Here is a 16909-nt window from a genome sequence, read left to right as displayed (position 1 = left end):
ATGCTTCACTCAGGTTGGAATAATGTCGGGCATGTTGTGTTTAATCTATATGAAAACTAGCCGATCGACAGCGGCGCATCCGGTAAGCATCAAACATCTGGAAAATGTCATGGTTGATGCGACCGGCAAAAACGCAAATCAGCAAAATGGAAAATCTATGGATAACTTAGCATTAATAGAAGCGTTCGTAGCCGTGGCTCGTTTCGAGAGCTTCACAAAGGCAGCCAGCCATCTGAAGATCTCGCCCGGAGCCTTGTCACGCGCAATCAACAATCTTGAAGCGCATACTCAGGTCACGCTCTTCCATCGCTCGACGCGACATGTTGCGCTGGCGGAGGATGCGCGCGAATACCTCGCGCTTTGTGTCGAGACTCTGGAGCGGCTGCGTGATGGTGAGCAGCGCCTCCTGAGCGAGCGCAACGAGCCTAAGGGTGTTCTGCGCGTCGTGGCTCACCCAATCGCGATCGAAGCAGGCCTGACACAGGTGATTAGCCAGTACCAACACGATGCGCCGGACGTCAGTGTGATCGTAAGTACATCGAGTGAGCCGCTAAAACTGGAGCACGGAACCTGCGATGTCGCCGTATGCCCGCCGGGTCATATTTTGGACGGACGTGCGGTTTACCGTCCTTTACTTCGTTCGCCGGTTTTACTTGTGGCTAGCAGGACCTATCTCGACCGACATCGATCTCATCGCTCCCCGTTGGATTTCGCAAAGCATGTCCTCGTGTTGTGCGGGACCGATACCGCTGCAACAGCAGATCTTCGCTTTGAGCGGGACGCAGGCGTCGCCAGGATGGCAGGTGCGGCAGTGACCATGGTCGTGGATGCGGCCTCCGTGATTCGCCTCGCATTATCTGGTTTTGGCATGGCGCTTGTCCCTGAGGTTCTGGTGTCAAGGTATCTCGAAGAAGGGCGGCTGCAGTTGGTAGTACCCGGTTACGAGGTTGACAGGGAGCCGGCGGAACTGGGCGTGGGATTCATCCGGAACAGGACGGTACCACGCCGTACGAGGAATTTCATCGACGCATGCGTTGCCCATTTCCGCTCTATCGACAACGCAAATCCTCGGGCCAGGATTGAACTCGCGGCATAGCCGCGCAGATGTTCTTTCCTGGCTCCGGGAGTGTCGTCGATTCGTTTGCGTGCTGGCGCGCCGTGCCACGTCGTGCGTCACAGGCCTGTGAATGTCTGGATGCGATCGGCGTCATCCGACTCTGCGAACATCGTCATACGGTGCAGGATCCAGTTGAGCAACTCGTGCGCGGCGGCCACGAGCGGGCGGCCGGATTTGACAAGCAGCCGCGCCTTGATACCGCGAAACAAGGGGTGGTCGATCGGCACGACGGTCAGTTCGCCTGCTGTGATCTCCCGATACGCGGCAAACTCTCCAATAAGCGTTACGAAGTTTTCGGAAGCGACGAAGCGCTTGAGCGCGGTCAGCGAATTCGTAGTGAGGATCGGACGAATCTCGATGTTCTCGGCGAACTCCAGCATCTTTGCTGCGTGACCGATTCCGAAGGTACCTGGCATCAACGCCAGTGGATAGGCGAGCAGGTCTTCGACGCTTGCCGGCCCCCCTCGCACCGCCAGCGGATGCTCCGGTCGAACCAGCAGAACGACGGGTTGCGATGAACTTGCGCGATATTCGATGCGCGCATGCGGCGGCGGATTGTAAGCAAGACCGATATGCGCGCGGCTTTCGGCCACTTCATTCAGCACATTGTCAACTGGCAGGATCTCCACGCCAATATCCAGCTTGGGGTATTGGGCACAGAAGGGGATGAGCACTTCGTCGATCAGCGCGTCGACATAGCCTTCGCTGATGGCCAGTTGAACATGGCCTTGCTGGAGACCCTTCATGGCATGAAGCTGGTCCTCCAGCTTCTCCTGCTGCGACCGATACCCTCTCCAGAACTCGAGCAGATGCGCCGCCGCCTCGGTGGGCCTCACGCCACGGGCCTGACGCTCAAACAGCGTCGCGCCGAGTTCGTCTTCCAGTAGCTTGATCTGCCGTGTAATGACGGAGGGCGACGTGTTGAGGCTATCCGCTGCCCCGCGAATCGTACCGTGAGTCAATACTTCATAGAAATAGCGCAGGCGCTGCTGATTGATTTCTCGCATGTCGGCCGTCCCATCGTCGCTGTCGTTGCCTTGTAGTCAACGATACGTGAACTTAGTTGCTGTTGCTAGTTCTGCTGGGAGTTGCCACCATTCCGATACAGGATGGGCTGAACAAAACGTTCGACATGGAGACTGGTATGGCAACAATTCAAACCGCAGCAATTCGCGGGAACGACGTTCCTGCTCTCTATGACAGGCTCAACTGGAGGCTACTCCCGTTTCTTCTGCTCTGTTATCTGTTCGCTTATCTGGATCGTGTGAATGTCGGCTTCGCCAAGTTGCAGATGCAAAGCGACCTGGGCTTTTCCGATGCCGCCTACGGTGTTGGAGCCGGTATCTTCTTTCTGGGGTACGTGCTGTTCGAGCTGCCGAGCAACCTGATGTTGCCGAGAATCGGCGCACGGAAAACCTTTTTCCGCATCCTGGTGCTGTGGGGCATTACCTCGGCATGCATGCTGTTTGTGCGCAACGTACAGATGTTCTACGGAATGCGCTTTCTGCTCGGCATTTTCGAAGCGGGTTTTGCGCCCGGCATGATTTTTTATCTTTCGCGCTGGTACGGCCCCTCACGTATGGCCCGGGCCATCGCGATCGTGTTTCTCGCCGGCCCGATCGGCGGCATTGTCGGCGGACCGCTCTCTGCGTGGCTGATGACCAGCCTCGCCGGCAAGGCTGGTCTCGCCGGCTGGCAGTGGATGTTCCTCGCGGAAGGTTTGCCGTGCATCGTGCTGGGCGTGCTCACGCTGTTCGTTCTGTCAGATCGGCCCGCGCAGGCCAGCTGGCTGAACGATGACGAGAAGCGCCTGCTCGAGTCCGAGCTCGCGGCGGTCCCGGCTGGAGATCACTCGTTCAAGGCTGTCTTGCGTAACCCCAAGGTCTATCTGCTGGCTTGCGCGTACTTTTGCATCATCGCGTCGATCTACGCCATGAGCTTCTGGCTGCCGACCATCGTGAAGTCGCAAGGTGTCGACGATACGATCCGGCTTGGCTGGTATGCGGCGATTCCCTACGTTGGGGCCGCCTTCGGCATGTACTTCATCGGCCGCAGGTCGGATGCGTGTCGCGAAAGGCGTTATCACAGCTCGGTGCCGGCGCTTCTCGCCGCGGTATTGCTTTCCCTGTCGGTTTTGAACGACGGCAACCTCGTCGCCTCGCTCGTCCTGTTGACGCTCGCCACGACGATGCTGTGGATGGCATACACGGTGTTTTGGGCCATCCCGCCTGAATACATCAAGGGCGATGCGGCAGCGGGTGGCATTGCCCTGATCAACACAATCGGCTTGTCCGGTGGATTCTGGGGGCCCGCCATCATCGGCTGGGCCAAGACGGCAACCGGCAACCTTCATCTCGGACTGCTGATCGTCGCCGGTCTGGCGCTATGCGGCGCAGTGCTGCTGGTCACGAACCGGTTGCCGAAGGAATAGCGATCCGCGTAGGCGCAGATCTGGATCAGTAAGCGCTTCGACTGTCGCCCGCTGGCGCCGGTCGAGGGGCCGAAGTCAACCCAATGTGCCGCGCTCCAGCGGGAAGCGGCGAAAGAGAGGACCTCAAATGCTTTTACATCTGTCAACATGGGCCGAAGTTGGGCAATACCTGGAGCGAAGCCGTTCGATCGTCGTTCCGATCGGCTCGAACGAGCAGCACGGCCCCACCGGACTGTTGGGCACCGACTGGTTGTGCCCGGAAATCATCGCGCACGAAGCCGAGAAGAGCGCGGACATCCTGATTGCGCCGACCTTTAATATCGGCATGGCCCAGCATCACCTGGGTTTCCCGGGAACCATCTCGCTGCGGCCGTCGACCTTCATCGCCGCCATTGGGGACTGGACGCGCTCGCTGGCGGTTCATGGCTTCGAGAAAATCCTGTTTCTGAACGGCCACGGCGGCAACGTCGCGTCGATCGAAGCCGCTTTCTCCGAGATTTATGCTGAGGCCAGTTTCGCGAAACGCCGCTCGGGCTTCGCACTGAAGCTGTGCAACTGGTGGGATCTCGAGGGCGTCGGCGAGCTGGCGCGCGAGCAGTTTCCTACCGGTCACGGAGCGCATGCGACGCCCTCCGAGATCGCCATCACGCAATGGGCGCTTCCTGAGACGATCAAGACGGCCAGCTACGCTCCGCAGATCGCGCCGTCGGGGCCGATTCGCGATGCGCTCGAGTTCCGCGCGCGCTATCCCGATGGCCGGATGGGCTCGGATCCAGGCCAGGCTTCTCAGGAGAAGGGTGGTGCGCTGGTGAAGCTGGCCGCACAGAGCCTGATTCGCGAGATGGATGCGTTCAGCCGCGAAAGCGTCCCGGACTAACAGGTCGCGAAGGCGCTGCATTCTGGCCGTCGCACCGACGGCCAGATCCGGGCAGCGGCTCAAGACTTTCTATACTGGAGACCCTGTGTCAACCTCTCAAACCCCGCTTGCGAGCGCCGCAACCCTCGCGCGCATGACTGATTTGCCTGTCCAAGCGATGCGCCACGATTGGCCGGTTGGCCGCGGTGTGCGCGCATGAAGATCCTGATTGCGGGCTTTCAGCACGAGACCAATACCTTTGCGCCCACACGGGCCGGCTGGGAAAACTTTCTGCAAGGCGAGGGCTTTCCTGCGCTCGCGCGCGGTGCCGAAGTCCTGCACCTGCGCGACGTCAACGTCCCGGTCGCTGGCTTCATCCGGCACGCCGAGGCCGCCGGACATGAACTGATTCCTGTGATCTGGGCAGGCGCGAGTCCGTCGGCCCATGTGACGCAAGATGCCTACGAGCGCATCGCAGGCTGCATTCTTCAGGCAGTCAAGACGGAGACGTTTAACGCCATTTATCTCGATCTGCACGGCGCCATGGTCGCCGAGCACACCGATGACGGCGAAGGCGAACTGCTGGAGCGCATTCGGCTAACCGTCGGCGCCGCCATTCCGGTCGTTGCCACGCTGGATCTGCACGCGAACGTGACGCAACGAATGCTGAAATACGCGGATGCCCTTGTCGCCTATCGGACATATCCGCACGTCGACATGGCACAGACCGGGGAACGGGCCGCGCGCATCCTCGACGAGCTGTTGGCCGATAGGCTGCCGCTCAAGCGGGTGGCGCGGCGCATCCCATTCCTGATTCCCATCAACGCCATGTGCACGCTCGACGAACCCGCGCGCGGCGTTTACGAACTTGTGGCCTCGCTCGAACGGGACACGGTCACTTCGCTTTCCTTCGCGCCGGGGTTTCCAGCTGCCGACTTTGCGGAATGCGGTCCGGCGATCTGGGGATATGGGCATGACGAAGATGCGCTGACGGCGGCTGTCGATACCTTGTTCGACAAAATCACCGCGCTTGAGGCGCAGTGGGCGGTTCGCTTCCTGACGCCTGACGAGGTCGTGATCGACGCAATGCTGCGCAGCCGAAGCGCACAGCAGCCTGTGATCATTGCCGATACGCAGGATAACCCTGGCGCTGGGGGCGATTCGAACACGATGTTCATGGTGCGCGCACTGTTGGGCAACGGCGCCGTCGGCGCTGCGGTCGGCATGATCTGGGATGCACAGGCAGTGGCCGCGGCCCATCGGGCAGGGGTGGGCGCGACGCTCGAACTCGCCCTGGGCGGCCGCTCGGGCGTGCCCGGAGATGAACCGCTGGTAGGACCCTTCCACGTTGAACATGTTTCGGACGGACATTTTCGTTTTGACGGACCGATGATGAACGGGATGTCGGGCGATCTCGGTCCTGTGGCCTGTCTTCGCATCGATGGGGTGAGGATCGCCGTGAGCTCGATCAAGATGCAGATGTTCGAGCGTAACCTGTACCGCGTGGCGGGCATTGAACCGGAACAGATGAAGATTCTCGTCAACAAGAGTTCCGTGCACTTCCGCGCAGACTTTCAGTCGATTGCTGACACCATCCTGGTCGCCAAAGCACCCGGTCCTATGGCCGCCGATCCGTCCGATCTGCCGTGGCGGCACCTCGATCCGCGGATTCGAGTGCGTCCAACCGGGAAGTCGCTCGGCGAGCTTCGCGCGACCGACTCCGACCTGACCGCGGTCTGGTCGTCGCATCAAAGCGGTTTCATGGCTTGAACTAGCAGTTCGTATTGATCAACCCACTATTTACGGAGCATTTCATGGTCCAACAGGACGTCTACGTCAAACTTAAGGAACTCGGGATCGACTTGCCGATCGCCGGCGCGCCCGCGGCCGCTTACGTGATGAGTGCGCAAAGCGCCAATATGATCTTCCTGGCCGGGCATATCGCGAAGAAGGACGGCAAGGTATGGGCCGGCAAGCTCGGCAGCACCCTGACAACGGAAGAAGGGCGCGTCGCCGCACGGTCGGTCGTTATTGATCTGCTCGCTACGCTGCACGCACACGTGGGCGACCTTAACCGCGTGACGCGGATCGTCAAGCTGATGAGTCTTGTCAATTCGACGCCGGATTTTGTCGAGCAACATCTGGTGACGAACGGCGCGTCGGAATTGCTCTCGGAAGTATTCGGCGAGCGCGGCAAGCATGCGCGCTCGGCCTTCGGCGTGGCTCAGATTCCGTTGGGCGCGTGTCTGGAACTTGAGATGAACGTCGAAGTAAAATAACGACGTGGCATTGGTGCGCGGCCAGGTCGATGAAAGGTTGGGGTAATAGAGTGACGGCCCCACTGTTCAGAATCGGACGCATGCTGCACAAGCACCACGCCAGGCGGCGAGGCCCGCTATTCAGATCTGGCGATCGAGACCACCCTGATGCTGGGCAGTGCGTTGCGGATGCGTTTGCGGCAGACCGAAGGCCGGCTGGGTTCGGTGGTCCAGTTGATGGGGCTGACCCCGCCGTGCGCAGCTGCGAGACGGGGCCGCCCACGCAGCGCGATCGCCATCCCGATGCTCAGCAAACCGAAGCAGCGATCGGCGTGGCGGTGCTCAACCGCATGCTGGCCGCCGCACGCCCGAAGTCCGTCCGCTTTAACGTTCCCGCAGCATAGTCCGTGGGGAAAGGGGCACATTGCGCACACCATCGCCTCCATGCACCAACGCCACGCGCCAGCCATCTGAGTCTTTTCAATTAACACTACCTGCCGGCGCGTCGCTGTTCGCGACGTGACTGGCGGAAACTGCTTCAGCGGCGAGTGCCAGCTTGTGGTGCTCGACCTGCTGTGCGAACACCGGACTAACATCGGGATACGATGCATCGGTGACATAGTTGAGTCCGTTCTGTTGTGCTTCGATCAGTTCCTGATAGACCTCAGCACGTGTCTTGCCTTGCGCAAAAGCACTTGACGAAGCAGCGAGAACGACGACGGACAATGCGGCAAAAGCGATCTTCTTCATGATGAACTCCAGTGAGTTTTGTGCAGGTTCGCATGAAGGAGAACCCTGCTTTCGCGGCTTTTATTCCTGCGTTTTTCGCTTTGAAAAAACATGGTTGGAATGCGGAATGAAGCGGGGCGTGAATGGGTTTGCTCACCGCTCGGCAAGATGGTGTCGATGTCGCGATGGTGTCGAAAGCTGCTTCTCACGCGCGTGGAATAAACGGTCGCGTAGCGGTGTTTGCCACTTGATAGCCGACCTTCGACGAACGCGCACACCATGCCCCCCAATGACACCCCTGCCGATTCGCCGCTTTCCGAAGCGGACATCCAGGCCTACACCGACGGCACATTGACGCCCGAACGCGCCGTCTTCCTCAGAGACTATCTGGGCAACGATCCGACGGAGGCGCGCCGCGTAGCGTTCTACGGCAGGCTGAACGTGCAGATCCGGCAGGCGTTCCAGACCATCGACGAACCGGTGAAGATCCGCGCAGCGGGCTGGCGTCGCACGCTTGACCGGTTCCGGCTGAAATCAGCCAGGCCGCATGGCAGGCCTGCGACGACGCTGGCGATGCTCGTTCTGATCCTGGTGGCCGTCAGCGGCTGGCTCGCCGCCACTCAGGTGTCCGCGCAGGCGCTCAGCAACGCCGCCGTGATGGCGCTGGCGGAAACCGTCGCCGCACCGTTTTCCGCTGCATCGCCGACGCGTATCGATCCGTCGGCCCCTGATCTCGCCGCGATCGGGTTGCGCCTGGTGGATCAAAGGGTCCAATCGCTTGGCCCATTCCAACGCGCCAGCGAATTCGTCTATCTAAACGGGGACAACCTGCCCGTCGTGCTGATGTCCACGCCGGCGCTGCTAGCGCCGACCCACCCGCAGTGGTCCGCGCGCCGCATCGGCGAGATCCGTCTGCTGAGCTAGACGGCGCAGCGGCAGCACTTCGTGGTCGCCGGCGACGCCCGCACCCACGGCCTGATGCGCGCAGCCGACGTCATGACCCTGCACTGATGCCTGGAACCACATCAACGGCCACGCAGGCAAGGGAGTAAAATTGGTCCACGCGTGTTTGCACCTCACATGCGCGTGGTGGTCCGACTGGCAGCCGCCGATCCGGCGTTCCACCTGAAGCCCATCGATTGGGGTGAAAAATGGATGTCCGTGACGAGTTGATAGAGCATGTGCCGCGCTTGCGGCGCTACGCACGAGCATTGATCAACAACCGCGATCTCGCCGACGATCTGGTTCAGGACACGCTCGAACGCGCGCTCGGTCGCACCGGCATGTTCCAGCCGGGCACCGACCTGCGCGCATGGCTGTTTACGATCATGCATAACGTCTTCGCCAATCAGGCGCGCAAAGCCTCCGCGCGCGCCGTTCACGTGGCGGTCGACGACGATAGCGTCAACGAAAGCGAATTCGCCGTGCCGTCCGACCAGACCCGTTCGCTGGAAATGCGCGACCTCGACTATGCCTTGCAGCGCCTGCCGGCGGAGCAGCGCGAAGTCGTGCTGCTGGTCGGCCTCGAGGAAATGAGCTATGCCGACGTGGCGCTCGCGCTGGAGATTCCGATCGGCACGGTGATGTCGCGGCTTTCACGCGGGCGCGAGCGGCTTCGGGCATTGATGGCGGGCACGCAGCCCGGTGCGAAATTACAGGTGGTGCGATGAGCGACCAACATATGCCGATCGGCGAAGAAGACCTGCACGCGTACGTGGACGGCACGCTGTCCGACGAACGACGCGTCGAGGTGGAGCGCGCGCTCGAACAGAACCCCGATCTGGCCACACGCGTCAGCGATTATTTCTCGCTGAACAACATGTTCCATGAACGCTACGACCGCGTGCTGAGCGAGCCTGTGCCCAAGCGTCTGCAGACGCCTCCGGCCAGAGGGCGCCGCTGGCGCATTGCCGCCAACTGGCCGCAGTTCGCCGGGATGGCCGCGGCGCTGGTGATGGGCGTGGGCATCGGCGTGGGTACGCACATGGGGCAGGACGTCGTGGCGCCGGTCGCCGGTCACTCGGACATGCGCCCTGTCAGCCTGGATAGCGCCGAGGGTTTCGCACGGCAAGCCGCTATCGCGCATGTGGTCTATATGCCCGCCATCGACCGCCCAGCAGACATGAATGCCGATCACGAACAGGATTTCGTGCAGTGGCTGTCCAACCGGCTCGGCACCAATGTGCATCCGCCGATTCTGTCGAAGAGCGGTTTCAACCTGTCCGGCGGCCGTCTGTTGCCGGGCGCCGATGGGCCGACCGCGCAGTTCATGTATCGCGGGCCAAACGGCGAGCGCGTGACGTTATGTATCTCCCACCGTCAGGTGAACGCGAATACCACCGCATTCAAGCTGTATCAGGACGGACCGGTGAACGTGTTCTACTGGGTCGACGGCGATTTCGGTTACGCGGTGTCAGGCGGAATCGATCGCAAGGTGCTGTTGCAACTGTCGCATGACGTGTATTCGCAATTGACGGGAGCGGCGCCGGGTTGATACGTTCCCGCGTATCAGCTTCCGGCGCCGCGGCCGCGATGGAGCGCCGCCGCGCGTATTGCACCGACTGGATTGGTGCGCGATCTGGTCAGCTCACGCGGCGTAACCCCAAGCAACCGGTTCATCCGGTGCGCCATATGGGGGCTGTGATGCCGGCGATCGGCGTCGTGCTTGTGCGGCATGCTTCAGCTTCTGAATAGTTGGGCCATCACTCTATTACCCCAAACTTTCATCGACCTATCCGTGCCCCAATGTCGGGGGGTGTTAATTTAATTTGTATCACTAACGGATAGTTTCGTCCACTAAGGTCACGTCCTTCGGGGCGTACGTGACGACGACATCTCGCTCGAGCAACAACTCCTCGATGTCGCGCAGGCTCAGACTGAACCGGAAATACCAGCAAACCTCGCAGCTGATGACGACGGCAGGGAAGCGGTGGTCGTAGTAAAGCGATTTTGTCTTCTTCATTACCTCATCCTACCGCCGCCTCCCCGTTAACCTGGTAGTGCCTGAACGCTGCATGGTTCTTGCGCCCAGCTTGCGATGTTTGTTCCGATCGCGTCGAATTGGAATACTGATAGGGTTCTTTTTCGACCGGGAATAAACGTCGGTGAACCGGCGTTCGCCCTTATACAACACACACCAACTCACACCAACTCACCGACGATCATCACGAAGAAAATCGCATTCATCTTTTGCAATGTCTTCTCAGGCTCCTGACGCAAAGTTATCAACAGGGCAGGGAATGGTAGCCGCACACGCTTCCTGGAGGTACGTAGGACTGCTGTGCGCTGTCGATGGAGAGATGGTCAAGACCTACTTCGAACGGGGGTTGGGCGTCGATATTGTGGAGCCAACGTAATCGTCGACGCATTGCGCGTCCGGTAGTGCACGTGGCCGCACGGCGCGCGCACCTATTTCGATTATCCGGAGTTTGAAGCATGTTCAACATTCGCCGAAACCCCCTCGCTGCCTGCGTAGTGAGCGCCATAGGCGCCCTCATCATGGGGTTCGCCCATGCCGAGGCTGCGCCGAGCGCAGGCGTCGCTGAGATCACGCATAACCAGGGTCCCTATCCGCCGTGGCAACATGGCGCTAACAACGACAGTACGACACGCGGTCTGTCGTTCACTGAGCCGGACGCTGACAATCTTGCCGATTTCCACGGGGACCCGATTCATCCCTCGCTGGTGCTCTATGTTGGCGGTAACTACTTCTTTGCCATGGCGCCGCTCGTGCAGGCGTTCGAAACCCGTTATCCGCAGTACAAGGGTCACGTGTACTGGGAAACGATACCACCGGGCCTGCTGGTGAAGCAGATGGAAAACGGCGGCACCGTAACGGTCGGCAACATGACATGGACCGTCCCGGCTGACATTTATCTCGCGGATCTGGAGGCTGTCCAGAAACAGATCGACGCGGGGTTCCTGCGGGCGCCGGCCGTGCCGTATGTGACGAACATGCTGACCATCATGGTGCCGGCGGGCAATCCCGCCCATATAACCGGACTCGTCGATCTTGGCCGCCCCAGGGTCCGACTGGCAATGCCGAATCCCGAATTCGAAGGTATTGCGCGGCAGATCAAGGCGTCGCTCAATCATGCGGGAGGTAAGACGCTGATCGACCGGGTGTATAGCGCCAAAGTTGCCGACGGGACCACCGTGCTGACACACATCCATCACCGTCAGACGCCACTGTGGATCATGCAGTTCAAGGCGCAAGCAGGCGTTACATGGCAATCTGAAGCGTTGTTCGAGGAACAGGCCGGTCATCCAATCAGTCATGTGGATATTGCGCCCGCCGACAACAGCACGGCGATCTATGCGGGCGCCATTGCGCAGCATGCATCCCATACCGAGGCCGCACGTCGATGGTTGGACTTCATCCGCTCGCCCGACGGGCTCGCGATCTTCGAACGCTATGGGTTCAAGCCCTACATGGCACCTGCTGGCTGAACTTGCGGACAACCACACTAGATCCTGCGCCGGCATCGCTCTGTAAGGCGCCGTCTGTCCACTTTTCACACGGGGGCCGCTCCGCGAGCTTGCATCACTCAAGGGGGCCTCCTCCTCGCGCCGTCACTTCCGATGCCAGGCATCATGCACTCCGGGAGGGGCTCAAACGGCCGGCTATGTCAGCCTGCCGAAGGGGATGTGTGACCTAATATCGCTGCTGTCGCCAACACGGCGAACATTGCGCCACCCCTTTGCTTGACCAGGATGGAATTACCGAGGCAAACGCGATCAGGTGAGCGTTTGTTCCGGATGTCCTGCGATTTTTTCATTGTTTGTGAACCTGCTGGGTCATTGAGTAACGCATCGTCGCGATGTCATAGCACTGACTGGCCTCCCCCTATGAGTGCACTTGCTGCGCAATAGACACCGGAATAAAGAGGCATTGCCAGTGTTTGCTACAGGAAGCCGTCGCACACTCAATCCGACGTACGACGCAATCCAGCTGACTGGCAAGACGATGGACATCGGTGACTTGATGAGGCACGTTCCGCATCTGCAACGCTACGCAAGAAAGCTGACGGGCAATGGCGACTTAGCCGACGACTTGGTGCATGACACTCTGGAACGCGCATTGACTCGACTGACACTGTTCCAGTCGGGCACAAACCTCCGGGCTTGGCTCTTTGCAATCATGCATAACGTGCTTGCCAACCAGGCGCGCAAGGTTTCGGCGCGAGCTGTGCACGTATCGTTCGACGATTACAGCGAATCGCAAGGCGAATCATTTGCGCTGTCGGATGACACACGATTCGCATCAGGTCTATTCGCCGCTCACTCAGGCGGCGACAAGTTAGGTAAATGGTGAAGATGATGCCGGAAGCGACACGAGCTGGTCCCTTTAACTTACGGTTGTTGCGCGGTGGCATCGCAGGGATTGTCGCGATTGCACTGAACTCCATCGCGCTAAAGGCAGCTGATTGGGTACCATTGTCCACGGCTCATGGGGGCTTGTTGCGCCTCCTTGTGCAGCTTGGAGGCATCCCTTTAGCGCTCGCTGGCGTAGCCGATATATGGCGCAGGCTCGGACTTCCGACGCCCGATACGCAGCTGTTTCAGTGGTCATTTCATGCCGTCATTGGTATGGCAATGGCGCAGATGTACGTGTTGGGTCTGAAGGTGCGCTTGCCGGGCTCCGCCACCGCGAAAGGCGTGATCTATGCGACCACGGTTTGGCTGATCAATGCAGTGATTGTTTTGCCGTTAGTTGGCGAAGGGTTCGCGGGAAGCCGGGATCTATCTTGCTTCGGCATAGCTTGGTTTGCGGCGGCCCATACTTTGTTTTTTCTCTCTCTGGCATGGGTAGACGAACTGTTGTGCGTCGCTCTCCGATTCGAATGAGCACGGATGCGCCGACTACTGGATGGCATCGCTAGCGATGCTACGCAAGGTGCTTAGTGTGGTCATTCTGGGACGAGTTCCTAAAGAGCGATGCCTTGCCGAAGCGAAATTTTCACCGACCGCAAACCCTGTCCGCCGGGCGTGCCATAAAGAATTCACGCTCCGCTCGCGGATGTGATGAACCCAGCGTCGTCGCAAAGGCGAATTGCCCTGTAGCTGGCGAACGAAAACCACTTATTTAATACTACTTAGGAATCTGAAGATGTACAAGTCAATCGCGGCTCTGGACCGTCGGGAGTATCGCGGTCTCATGCCCCACACTCGGCTGATGCTCACGCAGAAAGGCAACGCGTTCGAGTTGAGCGTTAAGCGGCGGGTCAACTTCGATGGTGAGACGGTCGAATACCTCGCGGCCGACGGCCTCCAAAGCTATGTCACAGGTCTGTGCCGTGCCGCTGGCCTCGGTGCCGGTTATAGCAGCCATATTGGCCGCAGAACGTTTGGGAGCCGCCTGGTAGCACGGGGGCACTCGCTCGACACCGTGCAATTGCTTCTCGGCCATTCGCATCTGGATCATGTCTCGCCCTATCTTGAAGTGCCGGCACGCGAGCGGCGTGAAGCTATGGCCGCTTTCGATGACGACTGCGATTGACGGCCTGTCGGAGCGAGGCTCGCTGTGCACTGAAGTTTGCGTTCGAGCGGCCGATATAGCTGGGCAGGGAGATTAAAAAACCGCGGCTAGACCTTGATTTGCCTGTTTCCTTACCTTAAAGCAAGGAATGGCGGCATCAAGGAGAATATCATGGCATCCGCGACAGTTACGTCGAAGGGACAAGTCACAATCCCGGTCGGCGTTCGGAGAGATTTGGGGTTGGGAACCGGCGACAGAATCGAATTCGTCCTCAACGAGACCACCGGTCGCTACGAGTTAGTGCCCGCGACAAAATCCGTGGAATCGCTCAAGGGGCTTGTAGGGAAGCCGGCCAAGCCTGTGTCCGTTGAAGATATGAATGCTGCCATTGCCGCACGCGGAGCCGGTGCTTAATGATCGGTCTTGATACAAACGTGCTAGTCCGCTACATCGCCCAGGATGATGCAGCGCAATCGCCGAAGGCAAGTACCTTGATCGAATCGCTGACGGTTGACGAACCCGGCTACGTAACGCAGGTTGCCCTAGTCGAAGTCGTGTGGGTTCTCTCCAGCCTGTATGCCGCCGATCGCGAGCAGATTGCAAAGGTGGTTGAAGGCCTTCTTCGAACTAAGGAGTTGAGCGTTGAAGCTGCCGAAACAGTTTGGAAAGCCCTTCGCGTGTTCTCTTCCTCCAAGGCCGATTTCGCGGACTGCCTGATCGAGCGCACTTGTCATGACGCACATTGCGAGTACACAGCGACGTTTGACGCGAAAGTCGCTAAGTCGGCTGGCTTGCGGTTAATCAAGTAAAGCGGAAAAGCCATGCGGAGCGCCTCCTGGGGCAGCGCCTGTTATCTGCTGAGTCCGATACTACCGGACAGCTAGCGGTCGCCGCGATTCATTTTGTTAGGTGTTTTAAATTAAGCCCTAAGCGCCTGTCCGATACGCTTGACCGGCGACCCATAGCTTTGCCATGGCGGTGACCCGCTCAGGACCAACGCGCGGCTATTGGCCGACGCTCGCAATCTCGCGAGGCTTCGGTATGTCGGGCTGGAAACTTTCCTGAGCGTTGCGACAGTCGGCGGCAGACAGTGATAGGCGGCGCCTATGGCCCACCGTGGCGTTTCGATTTGGTGCTGGGTCTTCTCACGCTACGTCCATCTAGGGGCGTACCGAATGTCATCAACTATTCAACAGAGGGTGTCGGTGGCTGACCGCGGGCGTATCAGCGGATCACCTTGAGTCTCGAAAACGTGATGCGGCCCTATTATAAAGCATGGGTCCTTCGCTTGTTGGGCGGCCCAGGTGCGAAGATTGGTTCGTCATTCGATGTATCGCGACGCCAGGCGGCCGCGAGTTCGCGCTTTCCGACAGAGGGCCGCCGAGGCCCGAGGGCTGGATTCCCAATGATTTACGGGGAAGTTAGGTGCGTGCCTTTTTGTCTGTCGATAATAGGTGTCGACACACAACGCCGAGGTTTGACATGGCGTTCTTCAACGTGACTTTCGAGAAAAACGGCAGCCTTCGCGGGATGTCCTTAACAGTGGCAATAGCGTAGACAATCCGGTAGTCAGCCGGCTTTGGGCGGTTAGATGGGGCGTCGAGCTTGATGCCCTTCGGAAGTTGTTCGTTGAGCTTTCGCCGAAAGACTTCGTCTTTGATAAACGTCTCGGCCGCTAGCCTTCACCCGAATTCACCGAGGTGCTGGAGTTAATATGTCAGCGAGAGCAATCCGTGTTTCATTCGACGAAACCAGATTCACCGTTCACCTGAATAACGGCAGTGCGTTGCGTGTTCCACTGGATTGATTTCCAAGGCTACGAACAGCGACGTCTGAACAACGAACGTCGCGAAGTTCGAATTTCTGCACTGTGGTGCAGCGTTGCATTGGGACCAAACAGACGAGAACATCAGCGTGAGGGGATTGTTGCGCAATGCGGAGCATCACCTCGTTTCTGAACGGCTGAAATCAGTAGGCTGTGCTGTCAAAATCGACCTCGATGACCTGTAGCTACCCAACTTCAACTTCCGTGTCCGTATCAATCGACGAGAAGCCAAGTGTCCCATTTCCGGCCGTCTCCGAGAGCAGGTTCGATGTTTTGTCATGGAAACGCTGCTTGACCCGCTGGGGCGAACGAAGGCAGTATCAGAGACGCGGCGCATTGCAATACCGGCGAACTGGCAGTGGACATGTGCTTGCCGGAACCCAACTCCATCGGTGAGGGGACGTCCATGATAGAGGTGACGAATACGTACGACCTGCAGCCAGGCGTGAATCTGGAGTCTTACGCCGAATGGGCCAGGAAGGCGGCAGAAACGATTGTGCAGCAGTCAGGTCTGGTCGAACTTCGCGCGAACCGGAATATGCTCGGCGCCCCGCAGATTCGAACGACCACCTGCTGGAGGTCTACAATCGACTGGGCGACGTTCGCAGACGGGCCATGGCGCGCGCTGGAGCAGGAATTGCGGACCTTCGCGACCAATTTCAAGGTTGAGATGTGGGGACCGTCGCCGCTCCTGCAGACGCCACTCCGTCCGGACCCAACCGGCGGTGCTGGTGCATGAGCAGACCCACGCGCGTCGTCAGCATCGAAACCGGTCGTGGCAGTCCGTCCGAAAGTGGACATTTCCGGAAGTAGGCGGGCGTGTTCGGGTTTGCGGCAGCATGCTGGCTGTTGGCAAGCCCGCGAGCGCCGTCGTCAAGGCATCCAGCGTCATAATCGCGGTCGAGTAGTATCGTTGCCCAGACTCGTCTGCGCCGCGCGACCGCCCTTTTAGGTCGTTACTCGGCTGGGTTGAAGAAGTTAGCGATTCCCGGGTAGGTGACTGCGTCCATTTCCGCACATCTGTTTGCTTATAAGTAGCGGAAGAAATAGTGCGCCCGCGCATCGAACGCCCCCAACAAACGATTATTGGATCTTCGCGGAAAAGTGTGATGGTTTTTCATGATGAAAACGTCGGAGAGCCGATCTGGGCAAGGGTTTGCGCGTCTTGATGGCCTCGCGAAATCGGGCATGATTTTGCGATGGCTACTTCACGCA

15 protein-coding genes and 5 pseudogenes are annotated in these 16909 nt (G+C 59.3%); 16 read left to right on the top strand and 4 right to left on the bottom strand.

What is annotated here, in order from left to right; all coding sequences use genetic code 11:
- Positions 1-109 precede the first annotated feature (109 nt).
- The gene (locus tag GNZ12_RS24570; protein WP_172314523.1) at positions 110-1096 is read left to right on the top strand and encodes a LysR family transcriptional regulator; all 987 of its coding nucleotides are present in this window, start codon (positions 110-112) and stop codon (positions 1094-1096) included.
- Between the two features lie 77 nt (positions 1097-1173).
- On the opposite strand, the gene GNZ12_RS24565 is transcribed toward GNZ12_RS24570, so the two are convergent.
- Positions 1174-2124: a LysR family transcriptional regulator gene (locus GNZ12_RS24565; RefSeq protein ID WP_172314521.1), complete on the bottom strand. Its 951-nt coding sequence runs from the start codon at positions 2122-2124 to the stop codon at positions 1174-1176.
- A 137-nt stretch (positions 2125-2261) separates the two neighbouring features.
- On the opposite strand from GNZ12_RS24565, the gene GNZ12_RS24560 reads away from it, so the two are divergent.
- The 5 genes and pseudogenes from GNZ12_RS24560 to GNZ12_RS45595 all read left to right on the top strand — a co-directional run.
- Positions 2262-3548, top strand: a complete 1287-nt coding sequence (locus tag GNZ12_RS24560) for an MFS transporter (protein WP_172314519.1) — start codon at positions 2262-2264, stop codon at positions 3546-3548.
- 127 nt (positions 3549-3675) lie between these two features.
- Positions 3676-4425: a creatininase family protein gene (locus GNZ12_RS24555; RefSeq protein ID WP_172314517.1), complete on the top strand. Its 750-nt coding sequence runs from the start codon at positions 3676-3678 to the stop codon at positions 4423-4425.
- A 195-nt stretch (positions 4426-4620) separates the two neighbouring features.
- Entirely contained in the window at positions 4621-6174 is a 1554-nt protein-coding gene (locus GNZ12_RS24550; protein WP_172314515.1) for a M81 family metallopeptidase, read from the top strand.
- Between the two features lie 44 nt (positions 6175-6218).
- Positions 6219-6683, top strand: a complete 465-nt coding sequence (locus GNZ12_RS24545; RefSeq protein WP_172314513.1) for a RidA family protein — start codon at positions 6219-6221, stop codon at positions 6681-6683.
- A gap of 96 nt (positions 6684-6779) precedes the next feature.
- A pseudogene (locus GNZ12_RS45595) lies at positions 6780-6908 on the top strand (IS5/IS1182 family transposase); the annotation flags it as partial.
- 234 nt (positions 6909-7142) lie between these two features.
- Here the strand turns inward: GNZ12_RS45595 and GNZ12_RS24535 are convergent.
- Complete coding sequence (locus tag GNZ12_RS24535; RefSeq protein WP_172314511.1) at positions 7143-7412, bottom strand: DUF4148 domain-containing protein; 270 nt, start codon at positions 7410-7412, stop codon at positions 7143-7145.
- 258 nt (positions 7413-7670) lie between these two features.
- On the opposite strand from GNZ12_RS24535, the pseudogene GNZ12_RS24530 reads away from it, so the two are divergent.
- From GNZ12_RS24530 to GNZ12_RS24520, 3 genes and pseudogenes are all read left to right on the top strand, one after another.
- Positions 7671-8402 (top strand): annotated as a pseudogene (locus GNZ12_RS24530) (anti-sigma factor family protein).
- A gap of 140 nt (positions 8403-8542) precedes the next feature.
- Positions 8543-9061 carry a sigma-70 family RNA polymerase sigma factor gene (locus tag GNZ12_RS24525; RefSeq protein WP_172314509.1) on the top strand — a complete coding sequence of 173 codons (519 nt, stop codon included), beginning with the start codon at positions 8543-8545 and terminating at the stop codon, positions 9059-9061.
- Positions 9058-9885 (top strand): anti-sigma factor family protein, encoded by an 828-nt coding sequence (locus tag GNZ12_RS24520; RefSeq protein WP_172314507.1) that lies wholly within the window; start codon positions 9058-9060, stop codon positions 9883-9885. The genes GNZ12_RS24525 and GNZ12_RS24520 overlap by 4 nt, the downstream gene beginning before the upstream one ends.
- Positions 9886-10209: 324 nt before the next feature.
- On the opposite strand, the pseudogene GNZ12_RS24515 reads toward GNZ12_RS24520, so the two are convergent.
- A pseudogene (locus tag GNZ12_RS24515) lies at positions 10210-10353 on the bottom strand (IS6 family transposase); the annotation flags it as partial.
- A gap of 536 nt (positions 10354-10889) precedes the next feature.
- Here GNZ12_RS24515 and GNZ12_RS24510 point away from each other — a divergent pair.
- From GNZ12_RS24510 to GNZ12_RS24485, 6 genes and pseudogenes are all read left to right on the top strand, one after another.
- Positions 10890-11840, top strand: coding sequence for a substrate-binding domain-containing protein (locus GNZ12_RS24510; RefSeq protein ID WP_172314505.1), 951 nt, complete (start codon positions 10890-10892; stop codon positions 11838-11840).
- Between the two features lie 517 nt (positions 11841-12357).
- Positions 12358-12648 (top strand): annotated as a pseudogene (locus GNZ12_RS24505) (sigma factor); the annotation flags it as partial.
- 50 nt (positions 12649-12698) lie between these two features.
- Complete coding sequence (locus tag GNZ12_RS24500) at positions 12699-13238, top strand: hypothetical protein (protein WP_172314503.1); 540 nt, start codon at positions 12699-12701, stop codon at positions 13236-13238.
- A 262-nt stretch (positions 13239-13500) separates the two neighbouring features.
- The gene (locus GNZ12_RS24495; RefSeq protein WP_172314501.1) at positions 13501-13890 is read left to right on the top strand and encodes a tyrosine-type recombinase/integrase; all 390 of its coding nucleotides are present in this window, start codon (positions 13501-13503) and stop codon (positions 13888-13890) included.
- 150 nt (positions 13891-14040) lie between these two features.
- Entirely contained in the window at positions 14041-14283 is a 243-nt protein-coding gene (locus tag GNZ12_RS24490) for an AbrB/MazE/SpoVT family DNA-binding domain-containing protein (RefSeq protein WP_172314499.1), read from the top strand.
- Complete coding sequence (locus GNZ12_RS24485) at positions 14283-14678, top strand: PIN domain-containing protein (protein ID WP_172314497.1); 396 nt, start codon at positions 14283-14285, stop codon at positions 14676-14678. Before GNZ12_RS24490 ends, GNZ12_RS24485 begins: the two co-directional genes overlap by 1 nt.
- A gap of 612 nt (positions 14679-15290) precedes the next feature.
- Here the strand turns inward: GNZ12_RS24485 and GNZ12_RS24480 are convergent.
- Positions 15291-15536 (bottom strand): annotated as a pseudogene (locus GNZ12_RS24480) (TIGR04141 family sporadically distributed protein); the annotation flags it as partial.
- A gap of 564 nt (positions 15537-16100) precedes the next feature.
- Between GNZ12_RS24480 and GNZ12_RS24475 the strand changes: the two are divergent.
- Positions 16101-16433: a hypothetical protein gene (locus tag GNZ12_RS24475; RefSeq protein ID WP_172314495.1), complete on the top strand. Its 333-nt coding sequence runs from the start codon at positions 16101-16103 to the stop codon at positions 16431-16433.
- Positions 16434-16909: the final 476 nt, after the last annotated feature.

Source organism: Paraburkholderia solitsugae (assembly GCF_013177695.1).
GTDB classification, from domain to species: Bacteria; Pseudomonadota; Gammaproteobacteria; order Burkholderiales; family Burkholderiaceae; genus Paraburkholderia; species Paraburkholderia solitsugae.
The sequence above is the reverse complement of the archived record's forward strand: the minus strand, read 5'-3'. Positions and strand labels throughout refer to the sequence as shown.